At 72.5% G+C, this 19,662-nt stretch carries 19 protein-coding genes; 8 read left to right on the top strand and 11 right to left on the bottom strand.

Annotation, left to right across the window (positions count from 1 at the left end; translation table 11 throughout):
- The first annotated feature begins 24 nt into the window (after positions 1–24).
- A complete protein-coding gene (locus ACFZBB_RS00995; RefSeq protein ID WP_391116523.1) occupies positions 25–1,065 on the top strand; it encodes an MBL fold metallo-hydrolase in 1,041 nt (346 codons plus the stop codon).
- 29 nt (positions 1,066–1,094) lie between these two features.
- Positions 1,095–1,370, top strand: a complete 276-nt coding sequence (locus tag ACFZBB_RS01000) for a hypothetical protein (RefSeq protein WP_391116525.1) — start codon at positions 1,095–1,097, stop codon at positions 1,368–1,370.
- 30 nt (positions 1,371–1,400) lie between these two features.
- On the opposite strand, the gene ACFZBB_RS01005 is transcribed toward ACFZBB_RS01000, so the two are convergent.
- The gene (locus tag ACFZBB_RS01005; RefSeq protein ID WP_355345423.1) at positions 1,401–2,570 is read right to left on the bottom strand and encodes a steroid 3-ketoacyl-CoA thiolase; all 1,170 of its coding nucleotides are present in this window, start codon (positions 2,568–2,570) and stop codon (positions 1,401–1,403) included.
- A gap of 222 nt (positions 2,571–2,792) precedes the next feature.
- On the opposite strand from ACFZBB_RS01005, the gene ACFZBB_RS01010 reads away from it, so the two are divergent.
- Entirely contained in the window at positions 2,793–4,040 is a 1,248-nt protein-coding gene (locus tag ACFZBB_RS01010) for a cytochrome P450 (protein ID WP_391116527.1), read from the top strand.
- An 84-nt stretch (positions 4,041–4,124) separates the two neighbouring features.
- Here the strand turns inward: ACFZBB_RS01010 and ACFZBB_RS01015 are convergent, their stop codons facing one another.
- The 3 genes from ACFZBB_RS01015 to ACFZBB_RS01025 all read right to left on the bottom strand — a co-directional run bounded on the left by ACFZBB_RS01015 (position 4,125) and on the right by ACFZBB_RS01025 (position 8,188).
- On the bottom strand, positions 4,125–5,159 hold the full coding sequence (locus ACFZBB_RS01015) for a hypothetical protein (protein WP_391116529.1): 1,035 nt from the start codon (positions 5,157–5,159) through the stop codon (positions 4,125–4,127).
- A gap of 99 nt (positions 5,160–5,258) precedes the next feature.
- On the bottom strand, positions 5,259–6,011 hold the full coding sequence (locus ACFZBB_RS01020; RefSeq protein ID WP_391116531.1) for a hypothetical protein: 753 nt from the start codon (positions 6,009–6,011) through the stop codon (positions 5,259–5,261).
- A gap of 110 nt (positions 6,012–6,121) precedes the next feature.
- The gene (locus tag ACFZBB_RS01025) at positions 6,122–8,188 is read right to left on the bottom strand and encodes a DHA2 family efflux MFS transporter permease subunit (protein WP_391116533.1); all 2,067 of its coding nucleotides are present in this window, start codon (positions 8,186–8,188) and stop codon (positions 6,122–6,124) included.
- 183 nt (positions 8,189–8,371) lie between these two features.
- On the opposite strand from ACFZBB_RS01025, the gene ACFZBB_RS01030 reads away from it, so the two are divergent.
- The 3 genes from ACFZBB_RS01030 (at position 8,372) to ACFZBB_RS01040 (ending at position 11,223) form a co-directional block, all read left to right on the top strand.
- Positions 8,372–9,538: a peptidoglycan-binding protein gene (locus ACFZBB_RS01030; protein ID WP_391116535.1), complete on the top strand. Its 1,167-nt coding sequence runs from the start codon at positions 8,372–8,374 to the stop codon at positions 9,536–9,538.
- Positions 9,539–9,884: 346 nt separating this feature from the next.
- Positions 9,885–10,463 carry a hypothetical protein gene (locus ACFZBB_RS01035; protein ID WP_391116537.1) on the top strand — a complete coding sequence of 193 codons (579 nt, stop codon included), beginning with the start codon at positions 9,885–9,887 and terminating at the stop codon, positions 10,461–10,463.
- A 109-nt stretch (positions 10,464–10,572) separates the two neighbouring features.
- A complete protein-coding gene (locus tag ACFZBB_RS01040) occupies positions 10,573–11,223 on the top strand; it encodes an HAD-IA family hydrolase (protein ID WP_391116539.1) in 651 nt (216 codons plus the stop codon).
- A 154-nt stretch (positions 11,224–11,377) separates the two neighbouring features.
- On the opposite strand, the gene ACFZBB_RS01045 is transcribed toward ACFZBB_RS01040, so the two are convergent.
- A complete protein-coding gene (locus ACFZBB_RS01045; RefSeq protein WP_391116541.1) occupies positions 11,378–11,959 on the bottom strand; it encodes a TMEM165/GDT1 family protein in 582 nt (193 codons plus the stop codon).
- Positions 11,960–12,274: 315 nt separating this feature from the next.
- A complete protein-coding gene (locus ACFZBB_RS01050) occupies positions 12,275–13,048 on the bottom strand; it encodes an ABC transporter permease (RefSeq protein WP_391117459.1) in 774 nt (257 codons plus the stop codon).
- Positions 13,049–13,449: 401 nt separating this feature from the next.
- Between ACFZBB_RS01050 and ACFZBB_RS01055 the strand changes: the two genes are divergently transcribed.
- Positions 13,450–14,130, top strand: a complete 681-nt coding sequence (locus ACFZBB_RS01055) for a VTT domain-containing protein (RefSeq protein ID WP_391116543.1) — start codon at positions 13,450–13,452, stop codon at positions 14,128–14,130.
- Positions 14,131–14,207: 77 nt separating this feature from the next.
- Here the strand turns inward: ACFZBB_RS01055 and ACFZBB_RS01060 are convergent, their stop codons facing one another.
- Positions 14,208–14,393 (bottom strand): hypothetical protein, encoded by a 186-nt coding sequence (locus ACFZBB_RS01060; RefSeq protein WP_391116545.1) that lies wholly within the window; start codon positions 14,391–14,393, stop codon positions 14,208–14,210.
- A 267-nt stretch (positions 14,394–14,660) separates the two neighbouring features.
- Here ACFZBB_RS01060 and ACFZBB_RS01065 point away from each other — a divergent pair, with 267 nt between their 5' ends.
- The gene (locus ACFZBB_RS01065) at positions 14,661–16,082 is read left to right on the top strand and encodes a family 2B encapsulin nanocompartment shell protein (RefSeq protein ID WP_391116547.1); all 1,422 of its coding nucleotides are present in this window, start codon (positions 14,661–14,663) and stop codon (positions 16,080–16,082) included.
- Positions 16,083–16,205: 123 nt separating this feature from the next.
- Here the strand turns inward: ACFZBB_RS01065 and ACFZBB_RS01070 are convergent, their stop codons facing one another.
- The 4 genes from ACFZBB_RS01070 to ACFZBB_RS01085 form a co-directional block, all read right to left on the bottom strand.
- Entirely contained in the window at positions 16,206–16,964 is a 759-nt protein-coding gene (locus ACFZBB_RS01070) for a DUF4239 domain-containing protein (RefSeq protein WP_391116549.1), read from the bottom strand.
- Positions 16,965–16,988: 24 nt separating this feature from the next.
- The gene (locus tag ACFZBB_RS01075; protein ID WP_391116551.1) at positions 16,989–17,291 is read right to left on the bottom strand and encodes a hypothetical protein; all 303 of its coding nucleotides are present in this window, start codon (positions 17,289–17,291) and stop codon (positions 16,989–16,991) included.
- A 19-nt stretch (positions 17,292–17,310) separates the two neighbouring features.
- The gene (locus ACFZBB_RS01080) at positions 17,311–17,481 is read right to left on the bottom strand and encodes a hypothetical protein (RefSeq protein ID WP_391116553.1); all 171 of its coding nucleotides are present in this window, start codon (positions 17,479–17,481) and stop codon (positions 17,311–17,313) included.
- Between the two features lie 890 nt (positions 17,482–18,371).
- Complete coding sequence (locus ACFZBB_RS01085) at positions 18,372–19,646, bottom strand: histidine kinase (RefSeq protein ID WP_391116555.1); 1,275 nt, start codon at positions 19,644–19,646, stop codon at positions 18,372–18,374.
- Between the last annotated feature and the right edge of the window lie 16 nt (positions 19,647–19,662).

The following is a 19,662-nucleotide window of genomic DNA, read 5'->3' on the forward strand; positions in this document are numbered from 1 at the left end:
CGGCGGCCGGAGAGGAGCCATCCCATGGCGGACCACGGCACGGCTGGCCGGCGGGAGGATCGGGGGCGGGTGGTCGACCACGGCGGCGGGGTGTGGAGCGTGCCGGTGCCGATTCCCGACAACCCGCTCGGGTACACGCTGGTGCATCTGCTCGACACCGACGACGGGCCGGTGCTGGTGGACAGCGGGTGGGACCATCCGGACTCGTTCGCGGCGCTGGAGCGCGGGCTGCGGGAGGCGGGCACGTCGGTGGCTGACGTCCTGGGGGTGCTGGTGACGCACCACCATCCCGACCACCACGGGCTGAGCGCGCGGGTGCGGGAGGCGTCGGGGGCGTGGATCGCCATGCACGCGGCCGACATCGACGTGGTGCGGCGCACACGGGAGGCCGAGCCGGGCGTGTGGGTGGAGTACCTGCTGGCGCGGCTGGCGGCTGCGGGCGCGCCCGAGGAGCACCTGGCGCCGCTGCGCGAGTACGGCGGGCAGGCGCTGCCGGGACGGCCGCCCGCGCTGCCGGACCGCGAGATCGTCCCCGGCGAGCCGCTGCCGCTGGCGGGCCGCCGGCTGCGCGCGGTGTGGACGCCCGGCCACACGCCGGGGCACGTCTGCCTGTATCTGGAGGAGAGCCGCCGGCTGTTCTCCGGTGACCACCTCCTGCCGGAGATCTCGCCGCACATCGGCCTGTACGAGGACCCGGACGCCGTCGTCGAGACCGACCCGCTCGGCGACTACCTCGACTCGCTCGAACGCATCGCCCGCCTGGCCCCCGCCCAGGTGCTCCCGGCGCACCAGTACGCCTTCGCGGGCGCGGCCGACCGGGTCGGCGAACTCCTGGAGCACCACGCCGCGCGCCTGGCCGAGCTCCTCGCCCTCATCACCCCCGGCCCCCGCACCCCCTGGCAGCTCGCCGAGGCGCTGCCCTGGAACCGTCCCTGGTCACGGATCCCCACGTCCTCGCGGACCATCGCCGTCTCCGAGACCGAGGCGCACCTGCGGCGGCTGACCAAGGCGGGGCGCGCCGAGCCGGTGCCGGGGTCCGACCCGGTGACGTACCGGGCCGTATAGCGCGGCACCGGGACGTTAGGGTGTTCCTCATGCTCCTGCGCCGCCGCGCCACCACCGTGGCCACCGTCGCCGTCCTGGCACTGGCCGCCCTGACGGCGGCGCCGTCCGCCGTCGCCGCGTCACCCGACACGAGGTCGCACGTGACGGCGGCGAGCGCGACGGCCTCGCCCAGCCCGACCGGCGACACGAAGAAGGACGGCGGATCGGCGGGCACCAGTACGTGGCTGATCGTCAGCATCTTCTTCGTCGCGAGCGTCGGCGTGGGCTTCCTGCTCAGCGGCCGCAAGGGCCGCAGGCAGCGCTGACTCCCACGCGGGGCTCGTCCGGGCGGTGCTTCACAGCCGCTGGATGATCGTGCCCGTGGCGAGCGCGCCGCCCGCGCACATCGTGATCAGGGCGAACTCCTTGTCGGCGCGCTCCAGTTCGTGCAGCGCGGTGGTGATCAGCCGGGCGCCGGTGGCGCCGACGGGGTGGCCGAGCGCGATGGCGCCGCCGTTGACGTTGACCTTTTCGAGGTCCTGGTCGAAGACCTGGGCCCAGGACAGGACGACGGAGGCGAAGGCCTCGTTGATCTCGACGACGTCGATGTCCCGCAGCGTCATCCCTGCCTTGCCGAGGACGGCGCGGGTGGCGTCGACGGGTCCGTCGAGGTGGAAGTGCGGGTCGGAGCCGACCAGGGCCTGGGCGACGATCCGGGCGCGGGGGCGCAGGTGCAGGGCGCGGGCCATCTTCTTGGAGGCCCACATCACGGCGGAGGCGCCGTCGGAGATCTGCGAGGAGTTCCCCGCGGTGTGGACGGCGGTGGGCATGACGGGCTTGAGCCCGGCGAGCCCGTCCATGGTGGTGTCGCGCGGGCCCTGGTCGCGGTCGACCAGCCGCCACATGCCGAGCCCGGCGTGCTGCTCGTCCTCGGTGGTGGGCACCTGGACGGCGAAGGTCTCGCGCTTGAAGCGCTCCTCGGCCCAGGCGCGGGCGGCGCGTTCCTGCGAGATGAGGCCGAGCCGGTCGACGTGCTCGCGGGTGAGTCCGCGGCGGCGGGCGATCCGTTCGGCGGCCTCGAACTGGTTGGGCAGGTCGACGTTCCACTCGTCGGGGAACGGCTTGCCGGGTCCGTGCTTGGAGCCGCTGCCCAGCGGCACCCGCGACATGGCCTCGACTCCGCAGCCGATGCCGATGTCGATGACGCCTGCGGCGACCATGTTGGCCACCATGTGGTTGGCCTGCTGCGAGGATCCGCACTGGCAGTCGACGGTGGTCGCGGCGGTCTCGTAGGGCAGGCCGACGGCGAGCCAGGCGTTGCGCGCGGGGTTCATGGACTGTTCCCCGGCGTGGGTGACGGTGCCGCCGACGATCTGCTCGACGGCGTCGGCCTGGATGCCGGTGCGGCCGAGCAGTTCGCGGTAGGTCTCGCCGAGCAGGTAGGCGGGGTGGAGGTTGGCGAGCGCGCCGCCGCGCTTGCCGATCGGGGTGCGTACGGCTTCGACGATGACGGGTTCAGCGGCCATGAAGCTCGTCCTCTTCTCAACTAAACTAGTACGCGTTCTAGTTCTTCCCGCAGTCTTATTACCCGCGGTACGGCGCGCGCAAGAGTCGCGCACGGCCCACGTCGTTCCCGTACGCGATCCACACCCCCGCGGCCCTTGCGACTTGTGGAACTCGTTACTACCTTCGGTCGTATATCTGATGGACCGTCAGACAACTTATGACACGTCAGACCTGGAGTGCCGATGCCCTGTCCCGCGCTTCCCGAAGGCTTCGACTTCACCGATCCGGACGTCTACCAGGATCGCGTCCCCCTCCCGGAGTTGGCCGAACTCCGGCGGACCGCCCCGGTGTGGTGGAACGCCCAGCCGCACAACACCGCGGGTTTCGGAGACGACGGCTACTGGGTGGTGACCCGGCACGCGGACGTCAAGGCGGTGTCGACCAACCCGGAGGTCTTCTCCTCGTACACCAACACCGCGATCATCCGCTTCAACGACCGGATCAGCCGCGACCAGATCGACGTGCAGCGCTTCATCATGCTCAACATGGACCCGCCCGAGCACACCCGGCTGCGGCAGATCGTCCAGCGCGGCTTCACACCGCGGGCGATACGGGCCCTGGAGGACGCGCTGCGGGCCCGGGCCCAGCGGATCGTGACCGGCGCGGCGGAGGCGGGCCGGGGGAATTTCGTCACCGACGTCGCGTGCGAACTCCCGCTCCAGGCCATCGCCGAACTCATCGGCGTGCCGCAGGACGACCGGCTCAAGCTCTTCGACTGGTCGAACAAGATGGCCGCGTACGACGACCCGGAACTCGCCATCACCGAGGAGATCGGCGCCGAGTCGGCGATGGAGCTGATCTCGTACGCGATGAACATGGCCGCCGCCCGCAAGCAGTGCCCGGCCGCCGACATCGTCAGCAAACTCGTCGCCGCGTCCGACGAAGGCAGCCTGACCTCCGACGAGTTCGGCTTCTTCGTGCTCGTGCTGACCGTCGCGGGCAACGAGACGACGCGCAACGCCATCACCCACGGCATGCACGCGTTCCTGACCCACCCCGAGCAGTGGGAACTGTTCAAGGAGCGGCGCCCGGACACGACATCGGACGAGATCGTCCGCTGGGCCACCCCGATCGTGTCCTTCCAGCGCACCGCCACCCGGGACACCGAACTCGGCGGTGCGAAGATCAAGGCGGGCGACCGGGTGGGGATGTTCTACTCCTCCGCCAACAACGACCCCGAAGTCTTCGACGATCCGGGCACGTTCGACATCCTGCGCGATCCCAACCCGCACCTCGGGTACGGCGGCGGCGGCCCGCACTACTGCCTCGGCGCGAATCTCGCCAAGCTGGAGATCAACCTGATGTTCAACGCCATCGCCGACAATCTGCCGGACATCCGGCTGCTCGGCGACCCGCGGCGGCTGCGCTCGGCGTGGATCAACGGCGTCAAGGAACTGCGAGTCGACTACGGGGGCCCTCACCGTAGGTGAGAGCCCCCGTCCGCTGTCGTCAGCGATCGGCCGCGCGCCTGCGCCCGCGCGCGGTCCGGTCCGGCTCCGGCTCCGGCTCCGGCGTCAGATGCCGGTCGTCAGCAACTGCCGTGTCATGTCGCGGTACTTGGTGAGCGCGATCCGCAACTCCTCGGTCCCGGTGCCGTCGCTTCCGTCGTCGCCGTGCCACGACCCGCGCAGCGCCGTGCGCCGCTCCTCCAGCAACCGGGTCAGCCGCGCGGCGGCCTCGTCCAGTACGGCGTCCGCCTCGCGCACGGCGCGCTTCGGATCATCCACGAAGCCGCCGACCGCGCGGTCCATCCGCCGGCTCAGCCGGTCCACTTCCTCGGCCCCGCCGTTGGCCGCACCGGACGTGCTGTCCGTCGCGGTCGTGGACGTGTCCGTGTGCGTGTGCGTGGACGCAGGCGTGGACGTGTCCGTGTGCGTGGACGTGTCCGTACGCGTGGACGTGGTCTCCGTCTCGGAGGCGGTGCCGGGCTTGGTGGCGAACGCCGAGGTCCCGGTGCCGGGACCCGACGTGCGCTCGGCCTCCGGCTCGGTCGCGGTGGCCCCGGTCGTCGACTCGGCGGGGGTACGCGGCGCCGGTACGGACGTGCTCGCGCTGGTACCCGTACCCGTACCGGTCGTCGCCCGCCCGGTGTCGGACCCGGAGGTCCCGGCGGGCTCAGCGGGCTCAGCGGCCTCAGCGGTCTCGGAGGACTTGGAGGCCCCCGAGGTCCAACGGGCCGACGTGCCCGAGCCGGTGGAGGAAGCCGCTTCGGGCTCCTTCTCCCGCTGTTCGGAGAACTCGGGCCTGTCCAGTCTGCCGGGCCTGTCGGTCCCGGACGACGCCTTGGAGGCGCTCCGGCTCCCGGTGCCGGCCTCGGCCCTGTCGGACTCGGACCCGGTCCCGGTCCCGGTGCCGCTCCCGGTCCCGTACGTGGTCGTCCGGGTCTTGCCGGACCCGATCCTGTCGGTGCCGTTGCGCTCCGTGCCGGTCCGGTCCGCGCCGCTGCGGTCCGTGCCGGTCCTGTCGGTGCCGGTCGCGGCCTTCTCCGCCTCGGTCTTCTCGGCCTCGGCCCGGTCGGTACCGGTCTTCTCGGTGTCGCGGTCACTCATCGCTTCATCTCCCTGTCCGTGGTCCTGCTGAGCCGACTCGTCCGGCCGGCGCAGGGTGGTGCACCCCGCTTGGGGGGTCGAGCGGCGCCCAGCCGAACGTCACAGACGTTCGTCCGCGTCGTCGTGCTCCCGCCGCCCGCCGGCAAGGGCCGCGAACCGGCCGCCGAGCGCACCGCGCCGACCGCCCGCCTTCGCGTCCTCGTCGGCCGCGGCGTCGTGCTCCACGACGGGCTCGTAGGCCTCGTCCGCCCGCTCCGTGGTGTTCTTCGTTCCGCGCGCGCTCTCGGTCATCAGCTCGTCGAAGAGCCCTCGCGCGCCCAGCAGCGCCTTGCGCAGGTCTTCCGTGGACTGCCGCTTCTGCGGCGCCGCGGAACCGGGGGCCCCTACGGGGTCGACCAGCGTGTGGGCCTGGCGGTAACCGTGCACCGCGTGCGGGTGGTGGACGGACAGCGCGTCGAAGTGCTCCGGCTCCTGCGCGGCCGGGAAGCCCCGGTCGGCGGCGATCTCTCCGATCAGCGCGTCGGCCTGGCCGACCGCCGCGACGGGCTCGTCCACGAACCGCGCCTGGAGCGCGGTCCAATCGGCGGTGTACCGCTCCCGCTCCTGCTCGGAGACGGGTCGCAGTTCGAGGTCGCCGTGGCGCTTGACCCGCTCGGCGAGTTCCGCCCGGGTGGCCTTCACATCGCCGTCGTGCCGTTCGAGCACGCGGTCGTACTCGGGTCCGAAGCGATGCTTCAGCCGCGCTCCCGAACCCACACCTCCCGTACCGTCGCCCCTCATCACCAGGGTCGCGATCAGCGCCAGGACAATCAGCGCCACTACGACGATGGCTACAGTCGCTCCGGTGGACATGGCGTGCCTCCCGTTCCTACGGGTCGTCAGACAGTGACGTTCTCTCCCTGCTCGGCTTGCCACTGCCAGGCACCGCAAACGGACGGCTTCAGGACGACGGGCTCGAACCCTCAGGCCGGAGGCGTACCGCCGGCCGCCGGCTGGTGCCGCGTACGGCCCTCGGGGCGGTCCCCGTCGCCGCCGCACAGTTCGCCGCTCAGCTTCGTGACCAGGGCGGCCAGGTCGGCGTGGGCGGCCGGGTCCCAGTCGCCGAGCAGATCGGCGAGGACCGTGCGCCGCGCCTCGGTCAGGCGTCCGGCCAGCGCGTGTCCGGACGCGGTGAGGACCAGCGGACCGCCGTCGCGTACGGCGAAGCCGCGGGACTGCGACTCGTCGGCCGCCGCCTCGATGACCTCGGCGGGCACGGTGGTACGAGCGGCCAGCTCGACCGGGTCGCCCTCGCCGTCGTGGGCCAGCCGCAGCAGCAGCCAGCTCGTGGCGGGGTGGATGTCGAGCCCGGCCAGGCCGGTGATCCGGGTGTAGAGGTCGCGGCGGGCTTCCCGGCTGCCGAGCAGCGAAAGGCAGCGGGCGATCTCGTCGAGCGAGGACCGCTCCACCGGGTTGGTGCCGAGCGTCTCGCTGGCGTCCGGCACGGTCACCGTGCCCCGCAGCGGCTGCTCCTTGAGCAGCCACGCCAGCAGGAAGCCGACCAGCACGATCGGCACCGCCCACAGGAAGACGGTGGTGATCGAGTTCGAATACGCGTGCAGCACGGGCCCCTTGACGGCCGCGGGCAGCTTGCCGACCGCCGTCGGGTCGGCCTGGAACTGCGCCGGATTGACCCCGGCGGGCAGCGACTTGCCCGCGAAGGCCGATGTCAGCTCGTCGGAAAGGCGGTTGGCGAAGATCGTGCCGAACAGCGAGACGCCGAAGGACGCGCCGATGGAGCGGAAGAAGGTGGCGCCCGAGGTGGCCGAGCCCAGGTCCTCGTACCCGACGGCGTTCTGCACGGCCAGCACCAGCACCTGCATCACCAGGCCGAGACCGAGGCCGAAGACCAGGAAGTACAGGCTCATCACCCAGGTGCTGGTCGTCTCGTCCATGGTGTGCAGCAGGACGAGTCCGACGGCGATGACACCGGTGCCCGCGATCGGGAAGACCTTGTAGTGGCCGGTGCGGCTGACGATCTGCCCCGACACCGTGGACGACAGCAGCATGCCGATCACCATCGGGATCATGTGCACGCCGGAGAGCGTGGGCGAGAAGCCGTGCACGACCTGGAGGAAGGTCGGCAGGAACGTCATCGCGCCGAACATCGCGAAGCCGATGATGAAGGAGATCACCGAGCAGAGCAGGAACGTACGGTTGCGGAACAGCTTCGGCGGCAGCACCGGCTCCTGCGCGCGGCGCTCGATCGCCACGAACAGCGCGATGAGGACGACGCCGGCGACCGCGAGGCCGATGATCCCGGCCGAACTCCACGCCCATGTGGTGCCGCCGAGCGAGGTCATCAGCACCAGGCAGGTCGCCGCGGCGGCGATCACCGCCATGCCGAGGTAGTCGATCCGGTGGGCCGTACGGCGGACCGGGATGTGCAGCACCGCGGCGATCACGGCGAGCGCGATGATCCCGATGGGGAGGTTGATGTAGAACACCCAGCGCCAGGAGAGCTGTTCGGTGAACACCCCGCCCAGCAGCGGCCCGAGGACGCTCGCCGCGCCGAACACCCCGCCGAACACGCCCTGGTAGCGACCGCGGTCGCGCGGCGGCACGATGTCGCCGACGATGGCCATCGACAGCACGATCAACCCGCCGCCGCCCAGGCCCTGGAGGGCCCGGAAGGCGATCAACTCGCCCATGTTCTGGGCGATTCCGCAGAGCACAGAGCCGATCAGGAAGATCACGATGACGGTCTGGAAGAGCCGCTTCCTGCCGTACATGTCGCCGAGCTTGCCCCACAGCGGGGTGGCCGCGGTCGACGCCAGCAGATAGGCCGTCACCACCCACGACAGATGGTCGATGCCGCCCAGTTCGCTGACGATCGTGGGCAGCGCGGTGGACACGATGGTCTGGTCGAGGGCGGCCAGCAGCATGCCGAGCGCCAGGGCGCTGATCGCGATCCGTACTGCTCGCTTGTCCTGGTGCTGCCCCGGCTCTGCCGCCGCCGGGCCCGCGGCGGTCGTGGTGTCCTGGGCCATGGAACGGCTCCTCGCGTCATCCCCCGACGGTCGGAACCTTATATTCCCACCATTTGTACGACTTTGGCCTCCGATACTCGCCCACTTGTGCGGTCAGCGGGCTGCGCTCGCCGCCGGAGGTGGGCATAATCGGCACGTCTTTGCGAATATGCGAAATGCGAACGACGGCCGGGAGGGGAACCAGTGGCGCCGCAGCCGGACGCTGCCCGCGAGGTGGACGCCGAGGCGTCCTCGGCGGGGATACCGGTCGTGCCCGGGGTGCCGCACGCTTCGCCCGAGGTGACCGCCCTGCGGCCACCGGCGCCGCCGCCGAGCGAGCTGGTGCCGCCGGGAGCCCTGGTCACCTGGGACGACTCGGCCGAACCGGGCCCGCCCGGCCTCCCCGGCGAGCAGGACGAGGGCGGGGAGACGCGGGCGGCGGAGCGTTCCGCCGCGCGGGCCGCCGCGCTCGCCGCCACCGAGGGCTTCCACCCGCTGCGCATGCGCCCCTACGTCGCCGAGCCGGACGGGGAAGCGGGCGAGACGACCGTACGGCCGCTGCTGGCGCCCGGCGACGGCGGTCCCGAGACCGCCGATGTCGGGCTGTTCGCCGCGCTGTACTCCGGCGTGGAGTACGCGCCGCGGGGCGACGCCGAGGCCGGGACCCCGGCCGCGTTCGCCGGGGCGGCGGCCGGGACCGGGCTGTACCAGGACCGGGGCAGGCACCGGCGCCGCAGACGGGGCCTGGTGGTGGCCGCGGCCGCGGTCGCCGCCTCCGCGCTGGCCGCGGGCGCCGTCGCTGTCACCGGACAGGTCATGGGCGACGAGCCGCGCACCGACCGGGCGCTGCCGCCGGACCGGACGTCCTCGATGCCGGACGTCGAGCTGCCGACGGAGTCCACCGCCGTCGTGGGCACCGTGGCCGTCGGCACCCCGCGCCACACGCCCGCGCCGGCCACGACCTCCGCCGCGCCGGTGGTGCCCGAGACCGCCACGGCGTCGCCGTCCCCTTCTACGACGGCCCCCGCCGCCACCGGCTCCGCGCCGTCCGCCCCCGCCGCGCCCGCCACGACCGGCTCCACGCCGTCCGCCCCCGCCGCGCCGGCCGACCCGGCCCCCACCACGCCCCCCGTCACCCCGACCTCCCCCGCCTCCAAGATCCTCCAGCTCGGCGACACCGGCGCCGCCGTCTCCGATCTCCAGCAGCGGCTCCGCGACGTGTGGGTCTACCACGGCCACGTCAACGGCTCCTACGACCAAGGGGTGCGCGAGGCCGTCGCCATGTTCCAGGTCTGGTACGGCGTCCGCGGCGACCCCATCGGCGTCTACGGCCCCCAAACCCGCTCCACCCTCGAACACCAAACCAGCTAGCGCCGCTCTACGAAGGCCGGGTGCCCCCTCAAGACCCCGGGGCGCCGCCACGACGCTCCCGCACCTCACCACGCCCCTTACGGGGCACACCGCCTTTCGTCCGGGCGGCGAGCCGATCTTTTCAGGGGCGCGGGGAACTGCGCGCTCGGCCACGGCGGTGGCCCGCCTTGAAGAACCGGCCCCAGCGGGGCAGACGCTGTTGTTTTCGGGCTGACAGCCCGGTGGGGCTGGTCGCGCAGTTCCCCGCGCCCCCCCCAAGCAGGCCCTGCGCAAGGGCGCCGCGCGGCCAGGCGACCTTCATGGGGCGCGGCCAGTGCCGCGGGGGTGGAGGTTCTAGGGTCGGGGGATGGTCACGCAGGCGTTCGGGGTCGCGGAGTTCCAGCTGGTGCTGCTGCGAAGGATGGCGGACCACCAACCGGAATTGGTGGACGAGGCGCTCCGGTCGCTGGGAGCGACGCACGCTCAGGCGCGGGAGGCGCACAAGAGATGGCAGGCGAGAGTCCACTCCCGCACGTTCCCGACCGGTGAGCGGAGGTACAGGACGGCGCTGGGCCCTCCGGAGACGGAGGAGGAGCGGCGGATCGGCGACCTGACGTGCCGGGCCCTGCGCTGGCCGACGCCCCTGTGGCCGGACCTGAGATTCGAGGTGCTGTGCGCACCGGGCAGCGGCTCGGCGGTGTGGAACGAGTGGCTGGTACGGGCCCCGGAAGCGCCGGCGCCAAGGCTGCGGGAAGTGGCCGACCTGAGGCCGTGGTCGTGCACGGTGGACGACGCGGCCAGGGCCTTCCCGCCCGCGGAACCGCTGCCGCCGGACGCGCCGAGCCGTACCCGCGTGGCGCTGACGCCGCCCGGCGGCGGCGCGAGGGTGGTCGCGCACTTCACATGGGGCCTGTTGCAGTACGTGGACCAGGGGGACTGGCGCTGAGCGCCCCACTTTTGTACCGTGAGGGAACAAAGTGGTTCCGCCCGCTTCCCTGACCGGCGGGCGGAACCACGTTGCCGTTGATCACCGATGTGCCGAGGAGCCCCAGAACATGCCCGTCCTCTCCGCGAAAGCCCTGCTGCTGGACATGGACGGAACGCTGGTGAATTCGGACGCCGTCGTGGAGCGCTGCTGGCGTGCCTGGGCCGGCCGCCACGGCCTGGACGCCGACGCGGTGCTGAAGGTCGTGCACGGCCGCCAGGGCCACGCGACGATGGCCGTCCTGCTCCCCGACCGCCCGATGGCAGAGAACTACGCGGAGAACGCGCTGATGCTCGCCGAGGAGACCGCCGACACCGACGGTGTCGTGCAGGTGCCCGGCGCCACCGCCTTCCTGGCCTCGCTCGACGGCCGCCCGCACGCGCTGGTGACCTCGGCGAGCGAGGAGCTGGCCACGACCAGGATGGCCGCCGCGGGCCTGCCGCTGCCGCCCGTCATGGTGACCGCGGAGCGGGTGAGCGCGAGCAAGCCGGACCCCGAGGGCTTTCTGAAGGGCGCGGCGGAGCTGGGCTTCGCGCCCGAGGACTGCGTGGTGTTCGAGGACGCCGAGGTCGGCATCGCGGCGGCGCGGGCCGCCGGAATGCGCGTGATCGGCGTCGGCCCGCGCGCCGCGGTCCACGCGCCCACCGCGCACGTCGACTCGCTGGAGCGGGTACGGATCGAGGCCCTCGCGGACGGCGGCCTCCGTGTCGTCGTCGACTGAGACGTACGGACGCGACGTACGGACAGGACGTACAGCCGAGACGCACGCACGAGCCGCACGCACGAGCCGTAAGGCCGTACGGAGACGCGTAGGAACGAACGGGCCGGACCCTCTTCAGGGTCCGGCCCGCCGTGTCGCACCGCCCCGCGCAGCGTCAGCCCGCGGCGGCCTCGTACAGGCTGAATCCGGCGAGCACCAGCATCACAGCTGCCGCGATCTTCGTGATCAGCGCCAGCGGCACCCGCTTCATGAGCAGCCGCCCGCCGAAGATGCCCAGGGCCGCGACCGCCCACAGGCCGAGGACGGCGCCGATGCCGACCGAGACCGGGTCGTCGTAGCGGGCCGCGAGGTTGGCGGTCATGATCTGCGTGAGGTCACCGAATTCGGCGACCAGGATGAGCATGAAGCCGGTGCCCGAGACCTTCCAGAAGCTCTGGTTGGCGGGCTCGCGCACCTCCTCCTCGTCGTCTCCCTTGGAGAAGAGCAGCATGGCCGCGCCGCCGAGGAAGAGCAGTCCGACCACGCCCTGGACCCAGCGGTGCGGCAGCAGGGTGAGCAGGCTGCCCGCGGCGATGGCGAGGGCGACGTGGACGACGAAGGCGGCGGCGACGCCCACGAAGACGTACGAGGCGCGGTAGCGGGTGCCGAGCATGAGCCCGGCGAGCGCGGTCTTGTCGGGGAGTTCGGCAAGGAAGATCACGCCGAAGACGACGGCGATGACGGTCAGGCTGAGCACGGGGTCTGGTCCTCAATCGGTCGGGCGCCGCACCGAGAGATCCAGGGGAACGTCAAGCCGTATCTGAGATCGCTTCGGCACGGCAGCGTCGGAACACTGCGGCCGAAGGTCTCGCTGGCGGGCTGTACGCGCATCGCGCGGCACATCCGCCTCCGGGCGCCGGCTCAGAACAGCGAACTGCGGCTGAACTGAGCAGTATGTCGACGGTCCGGCGAAGAGCTACTCCCCTTCTGCTCCGAGCGAGTCTACGCGACGCCCGAACGGGGTACCGCACCGCGAGGTCGCGGGGCCCGGTCCTCCGGTCCGAAGGCCCCGTCACAGGGCCGGAACGCGGGTGATGCGGCCCCGCGCGACCAGTTCGAGGACGACGGAGACCGCGACCGCCTGTACGGCCATCAGCGCGATGAGGACGAAGAACTGCACGGCCCCGGCCGACACGGGGCTCGCGCCGCCCAGCAGCATGCCCACGAAGGCGCCGGGCAGGGTCACCAGGCCCACCGTCCTGGTCTGGTCGAGGCCGGGGACCAGCGCCCCGGAGGCGGCCGGTCTGGCGATCTCCAGACGCGCGTCGCGATCGGAGAAGCCCAGCGCCATCGCGGCCTCCACCTCGCCCGCGCGCAGCTTCAGCTCCTCCAGGGCGCGCCGCCCGCCGAGCACGGTGGCGGTGAGCGCGCCGCCGATGAGGATTCCGGCCACGGGGATGAGCGCGATCCCGTCGATCGGCACCAGGCCGGTCAGCACGAGCACGACGACCACCGGCAGCGCGCCCGCCGCGACGGGCACCGCGGCCCACCACCAGGTGCGGTTGCGGGTGATCCGGCGCCCCGCGGTCCGCGACGCGACCGCGAACATCAGCGCCACGAAGCCCAGCAGCGCCGCCTGGTGCTTGACGACCCAGCCGATGAGGGCGGCGACCACCGCGAGCTGTACGGCCGCCCTGAGGCCCGCCAGGGCGATGCCGCGCGCGTAGTTGTCGTGCTCGTCGGCGAGCCTGGCGTACGCGGCGACCCCGGCGGCCACCACGAGCAGCGCGGCGAGAACGATGCCGAGGGTCTTGTCGACCGGCAGCAGCGAGGAATTCGAGGCCAGCGACGTGGACAGCGTCTCGTGGGTGGACACTGGAGGAGCGGGTGCGGAAGCCACAGCGTCACTGTAGGCGGGCGCCCGCCCGGCGCCCCTGCCGATTCCCGCGCGGATCGTACGGATTTCCGATCAGTTCTCTGATCAGCGATGAACGGTCCCGTCGGAAAGTATTCTCGTAGTGATGTCTACTACGTCACGTGCCCTCGCCGGTTCCGGCGGTGCCCCTTGGCGTACGCTGTACGGCTGACGGTGGATGAAGATCTTCGACCGCCGGACAGCACCCCTTCAGGACCCGGTTTGACGAGGCGAAACGCCGACGGAGAGCCGGAGAGCACGGCAAGTACGAGGTGCCCGGCATCAGACGGGCGCTCCACGGGCACGAATTCGGCCAAGGACGAGGAGGCGCGGTGCTGCAAGGCCTGGGCTCCCTTTTCGACTGGCCCTGGATCTACCTGCTCGTGGCGAGTTCCGTGATTCTCGACGTCTTCGTGCCCGTGCTGCCGAGCGGTGTGCTGGTGATCAGTGCCGCCACCGCCGGGACCGCCAGCTCACGCGACGACATGCTCGACGTCTTCGCGCTGCTGGTGTGCGCCGCCGTCGCGTCCTGCCTCGGCGACCTGCTGGCGTACCGGCTGGCCTTCCGCGGCGGGGACTGGTTCGACCGGAGAGTGGCGTCCTCGCGGCGCCTGGCGGGCGCGCACGAACGGCTCGGACAGGTACTGCACCAGGGCGGCGGCGCCCTGGTGATCCTCGCCCGCTTCGCACCGGCCGGCCGCAGTGTGGTCAGCCTGGGCGCGGGCGCCGCCCGCCGCAGCCCGCGCGAGTTCCTGCCCTGGTCGGCGCTGGCCGGGATCGCCTGGGCGACGTACAGCGTCGGACTCGGCTGGATCGGCGGCAAGTGGCTGGGCGCGAGCTGGCTCGGCACCCTGATGTCGTTCGTCGCGCTGCTGGGCGCTGGCGCCTTCGCCGCGTACGTCTTCCGCCGGGAGCGCCGCAGCGCGCTGGCCGCGGCGCTGGCCGCCGTGCCGCTCACCATCCCGCCGCAGGTGACGCCCCCGGACCGCGGCTCGGTCGTCGAGGCGCTGTAGCCGCCGCGGCCTCCGCGAGCGGTGGTTCCTGACCGCCGCGTGGCCGCCGCCTCACCTCGGGTGCGGCCCGCACCCGGTCAGCGGCGACGACGCCGTCTGCTGGGGACCGCCCAGCCCGATCCGACGCCCGCCAGGTGCAGTGCGACGAAGACCAGTCCCGCGAGCAGCAGACTGATCGGCGTGAAGCCCGCGTCCGTGCTCGTGCTCGTGGCGTTGATGATGTACGCGATGGCGAAGATGGCTGCCCCGATTGCGGCGAACATCCCGGACCTCCTGTAAGCCGGCCCTCGGGGCCGGCGGTGCTCGTGCGGTGCGGCGGCGCCGGGTGGCGTCCCCACCCACCGGTTGCCCCCGAACTCCCCCCTGACGCACACGGGTTCGAGCGCGCGCGGGGTCGCGCCCCTTGTGCGCCGCACCAAAAGCCGCGATCCGGATTTTCGGAAAGTATTCTCACTCGTTTCGGCAATAGGCAGCACTCTGCGTCACGGAAAGAATGAGGCCGTATCACCCGCTTACGGGAAGGACAGCACATGTCGGTTGATGCGGGCCAGGACACCGCACTCGGCAATCCGCACGACGACCAGGCACGTACGAGTCTGGACACGTCGGCCGCCAGGAATCTGGCGACGACCACCAAGTCCGCCCCGCAGATGCAGGGCATCTCCTCCCGGTGGCTGCTGCGCGTACTGCCCTGGGTGCAGGTCAACGCGGGCACGTACCGGGTGAACCGCCGGCTGAGCTACTCGGTCGGCGACGGACGCGTGACCTTCGTGAAGACGGGGTCCGAGGTCCGGGTGATCCCGCAGGAGCTGGGCGAGCTGGCCGCGCTGCGGTCGTTCGACGACGTCGGCGCGCTGACCGCGCTGGCGGACCGTTTCGTCCAGCGTGAATTCGAGCCGGGCGAGGTCATCGCCGAAGCCGGGACGCCCGCGGACACCGTCTATCTGCTGGCGCACGGCAAGGTCGAGAAGCTCGGCGAGGGGTCGTACGGCGAGCCGACCCGGCTCGGAGTCCTCGCCGACGGCGACCACTTCGGCGACCAGGCGCTGCTCGGCGCCGACGGCGAGTGGGAGTACACGGCCCGCGCGGCCACCGTCACCACGGTGCTTGCCCTGCCCCGGCAGGAGCTCGAACCGCTGCTCGGACAGTCCGAGGCGCTGCGCGCGCACCTGGAGGCGCACCGCGCGCTCCCGCAGCAGCGGGTCAACAAGCGCGGTGAGGCCGCGATCGAGCTGGCGTCGGGCCACAAGGGCGAGGAAGCGCTGCCCGGCACCTACGTCGACTACGAGGTCAAGCCGCGCGAGTACGAGCTGAGCGTCGCCCAGACCGTGCTGCGCGTCCACAGCCGCGTCGCGGACCTCTACAACGAGCCGATGAACCAGACCGAGCAGCAACTCAAGCTCACCGTCGAGGCGTTGCGCGAGCGCCAGGAACACGAGCTGATCAACAACCCCGAGTTCGGGCTGCTGCACAACGCGGACTACGACCAGCGCATCCAGCCGCACGCGGGCCCGCCGCTCCCCGACGACCTCGACGAGCTGCTCAGCAGGCGCCGCGGCACCAAGTTCTTCCTCGCCCACCCGCGGGCCATCGCCGCCTTCGGCCGCGAGTGCACCAGGGCGGGCCTCTACCCCGACCCGGTGGAGGTGCACGGCCACACCGTTCCCGGCTGGCGCGGTGTGCCCATTCTGAGCTGCAACAAGATCCCGGTCAGCACCGCCCGTACCAGCGCGATCATCGCGGTCCGCAGCGGCGAGGACAACCAGGGCGTCATCGGTCTGAACCAGACCGGGCTGCCCGACGAGTACGAGCCGGGGCTCAACGTCCGTTTCATGGGTATCGACGACAAGGCGATCATCAGCTACCTCGTCAGCACGTACTTCTCCGCGGCCGTCCTGGTGCCCGACGCGCTCGGCATCCTGGAGAACGTGAACGTGTCCAACTGGCGCTGACCGCACGGCGGTTCTCCTGAAAGCGGCTCCCCTGCCCGGCCTGGCAGGGGAGCCGCTTCGTTGTGTCCGCCGGTCGCGTTCCCGGTCGCGTTCCCGGCCGTGTCCGCCGGGCGCGCGCCCTGGTCAGCGGCGCAGTACGAGGTCCCGGAAGACGTCGGCGGAGACGGCGAGTCCGCCGCCGAAGGGATCGTCGAGGTCCCAGATCAGGAACAGCAGGAAGGCGATGAGCGCGCTGAACAGACCTGCGAGCAGCAACTCCTTCGGTGAGCGCCGGATCTGGAGGGTGAAGATCAGTCCGACCGTCACCAGCGCGCCGGTGATCAGGCCGAACCACACCATCCCCGGCATCGTCGCGCCCACGCTCTGGCTGCGCGACGTGCGGGCCTCGTCGACGGCGGCGACCTCGTCGACCAGCGGCTGGTACGCCTGGGCGCCGAGGTCGGACGTGGGCGCGTACTGCGAGACGTCCTTGCGGAGCGTGTCGAGCAACGCGTTGCCCCGCGGCTCCAGTTCGCCGTGGTTCTTCATGTACGGCCACTCCTTGTCGGCCACGAACGCCGCGTAGGCGTTCACGTCCGCGCGGATCCGGTCGCGTACGTCAACGGGATACACCTGCGCCCGCGCGCTCACCTCGTGCAACGCCTGTGCCTCGGCGAGGACTTCGGCCTGTGCCCCGCTCCTCCCCTCCCAGACACCGGCGATGGCCAGACCGAGCACGATCGCGTAGACCACGCCGATCATCATGACCATGTACTCGATGACGTCGGGTGTCTCCGACGGATCGTCGTCCGCGTGGACCTTGCGCGTACGCAGGACGACCACGCCGAGGACCACAGCGCAGACCGCGGCCATCGCGATCACCAGCGCCAACCACTGCGACATGCGGAAATCCCCCTTGTTTCACGTTCAGTTGTTCCTGCTGCGACCGGAGTTCGAGCCGGAGGAGCCGGGCCGCAGGACGGCGACGGCCAGCACGGCGGGCACGGTGGTGAGCATCATCGTGATCATCAGCGACCGCCGGTGCTCCTTCGGCGCCGCGACCGGCGCGGGCGCCTTCTCCGGCCAGTGCACCGCCACCGGAGCGGCGGGCGGCGCGGGTTGGGGCCGCGGCATCGGCGCGGGAGCCGGTACGGGCGCGGCGGTGGGTACGGGCTGCGGTACGGGTGCGGGCGCCGGGGGCTTCGGCGCGGGTTTGGGACGTGGCGTCACCGCCGCTTTCTGACTCGGCTCAGGAGTCGGGGTCGGAGTGGGCGTCGGCGTGGGGGTCGGAGTGGGCGTCGGGGTCGGTGTGGGCGTGGGCGTAGGAGTCGGGGTGGGGGTGGGAGTCGGCGTGGGGGTCGGTGTCGGCGTCGGGGTCGGGCGCGGCTTCGGATGGTGGTGGTGGCGGTGGCAGAGCCACGTCCAGGGCCACTGGTCCGGCCAGTACCCGCACCAGGTCACATACGGGTCCGGGTGGTGGTAGCCGGGCCCGTGATGATCGGGCTGGTGCCGTCCGGGGTCGTGGTGCGCGGTGTCGTGGTGACCGGGGTCAGGGTGATCCGGGTCGTGATGACCGGGGTCGTGCCATACGGGCTCGTGGTGCGTCGGCTGGTGCCGTACGGGCTCGTGGCGGTCGGGCACACGGCTGGGCGCGGGCGAGGTCGTCGGCGCGGCCGTGGGCTCGGGATCGGCCCTGTGCGTGGGCGCGGCCGTACGCGCCGGTTCGGGCGCGGGTGTGGTCGTGGGAGCGGGTGTGGGTGCCCGGGTGGGCGGGGACGTGGGACCGGGATCGGGCCGGGAGGGCCGCGTCCGTGTCGGTGCGGGTGTGGGTGTCGACGTCCGGGTGGGCTCCGGACCGGGCGACGCGCGGTGCGACGGCGCGGGCGACGGGGCCTCGGACGGTACGGGCGACGCGTGGTGCGACGGGTGGCGGGACGGCTCGGCGGGGCATGACTCCGCTCTGCCGTGGCCCGCTCCCGCCGGGCACCGCGCGCGCGGCTCGGCCGAGGCCACCGCGCCGAGTCCCCACGATCCTGCCGCCATCGTCACGACAAGCAGCGCCGTCCAACCGCGGACGCGCCTCCCCCTAGAAGTGGTCACCCTTCATGGTCAGCATGTGCGGGGCACGTGCCGACGCTTCCCGCGGCCGTTCCCCCAAAGGAGTAACGAAGACGTCAAACCCTCGATTCTCCGCGCGAACCGGCGCCGCCCGCACCGGCCGCCGCGCGGGCGTGACCGGCCCCGACTCGCAGCAGGTGAGGACCAGTTGGGCACGGTCGCGGGCGCCGGTCCCCCGCGCGTCGGGAAGCGTCAGGCGGAGTCCTCCGGCGCGGCGGCCCCGTCCGTACACGCGTCCGCGCGGGGGGTCAGCGGGAGGTCGGCCGTGACCCGGAATCCGCCTCCGGGGAGGGGGCCCGCCGTCAGGGTGCCGCCGACGCTGCGGACGCGTTCGCGCATGCCGATCAGACCGAAGCCGGGGCCGAGGTCGGGGCCGTGGGCGGGGCCATCGTGGGGGCCGTCGTGCGGGCCGTCGTTGGGGCCGAGGTGGGGGTTGAGTCCGGGGCCGGGCCGGGGACCCGAACCGACGGCCGCCCCGCCGTCGTCGGTGACCTCGACCAGCAGCGAGCCGGGGCCGACGCGCACGGTCACCTCGGCCCGCGCCCCGGCCCCCGCGTGCCGGGTGGTGTTCGTCAGGGCCTCCTGCACGATGCGGTACGCGGCGGCCTCGACGGCGGGCGGGATGTGCGGGTCCGCGCCGCCGGAGGAACCACCGTGCGCCGTAAGCACGTTGAGCCGGGCCCCGGCCGGGCGGGCGAGGTCCGACAGCGCGGCCAGACCGGGCAACGGCCCCTCGTCGGCGGCCCGTTCGCCGTACCGCAGCACCTCCAGCGTGGTGCGCACCTCGACGCGGGCGGCGCGGCAGGTGTCCGCGATGCCGTCCAGCGCCTTGGACACCGCCGCCCGGTCGAACTCCTCGGGTGCCACCGTCATCACGTGCGCGGCCACCGCCGTCCGCACGCCGATCAGCGTGATGCTGTGCGCGAGCAGGTCGTGCAGGTCACGGGCGATCCGCAGCCGTTCCTCCACCACCCGCCGGGCCGCCACCTCCTCCCGCGTCCGTTCTGCGCGCTCGGCCCGCTGCGTGGTCGCGGCCACCAACTGGCGGTGCACGCGCGCGGTCGCGCCCGCCACCAGCACCGCCGCGATCCAGCCCGAGGTCCGCAGCGTGTCCACCGCTCCCCCGGCGTCCGAGACCCAGTCCGCCGCCACCGTGCCGCCGATCACCACCGTCCCGATGGCCGCCGCCCGCCACGCCGGGCTCGTGGCCGCCGCCGTGAACAGCAGCGTCATCGAGCCCAGCACCGGCGCCGCGTGCGGATACCCGAGCGCGTGGTAGGGCCCGAGGAACGCGACCGTCACCACCAGCGCGGCCGTCGTGTGCGTCCGCCGCCACAGCAACGGGATCTGGCAGCAGACCAGCAGCGTCCAGCCCAGCGCGTCGGGACGCGTCCCCGGCGTCAGCAGGGCCAGCGGCACCGACAGCGCCGCCAGCCCCACCGCGAGCGCCGCGTCCTGGCGCGTCACGCGGCGCCCTCGCGGG

The sequence above is a fragment of the Streptomyces sp. NPDC008139 genome, from assembly GCF_042957025.1.
Taxonomy (GTDB): domain Bacteria; phylum Actinomycetota; class Actinomycetes; order Streptomycetales; family Streptomycetaceae; genus Actinacidiphila.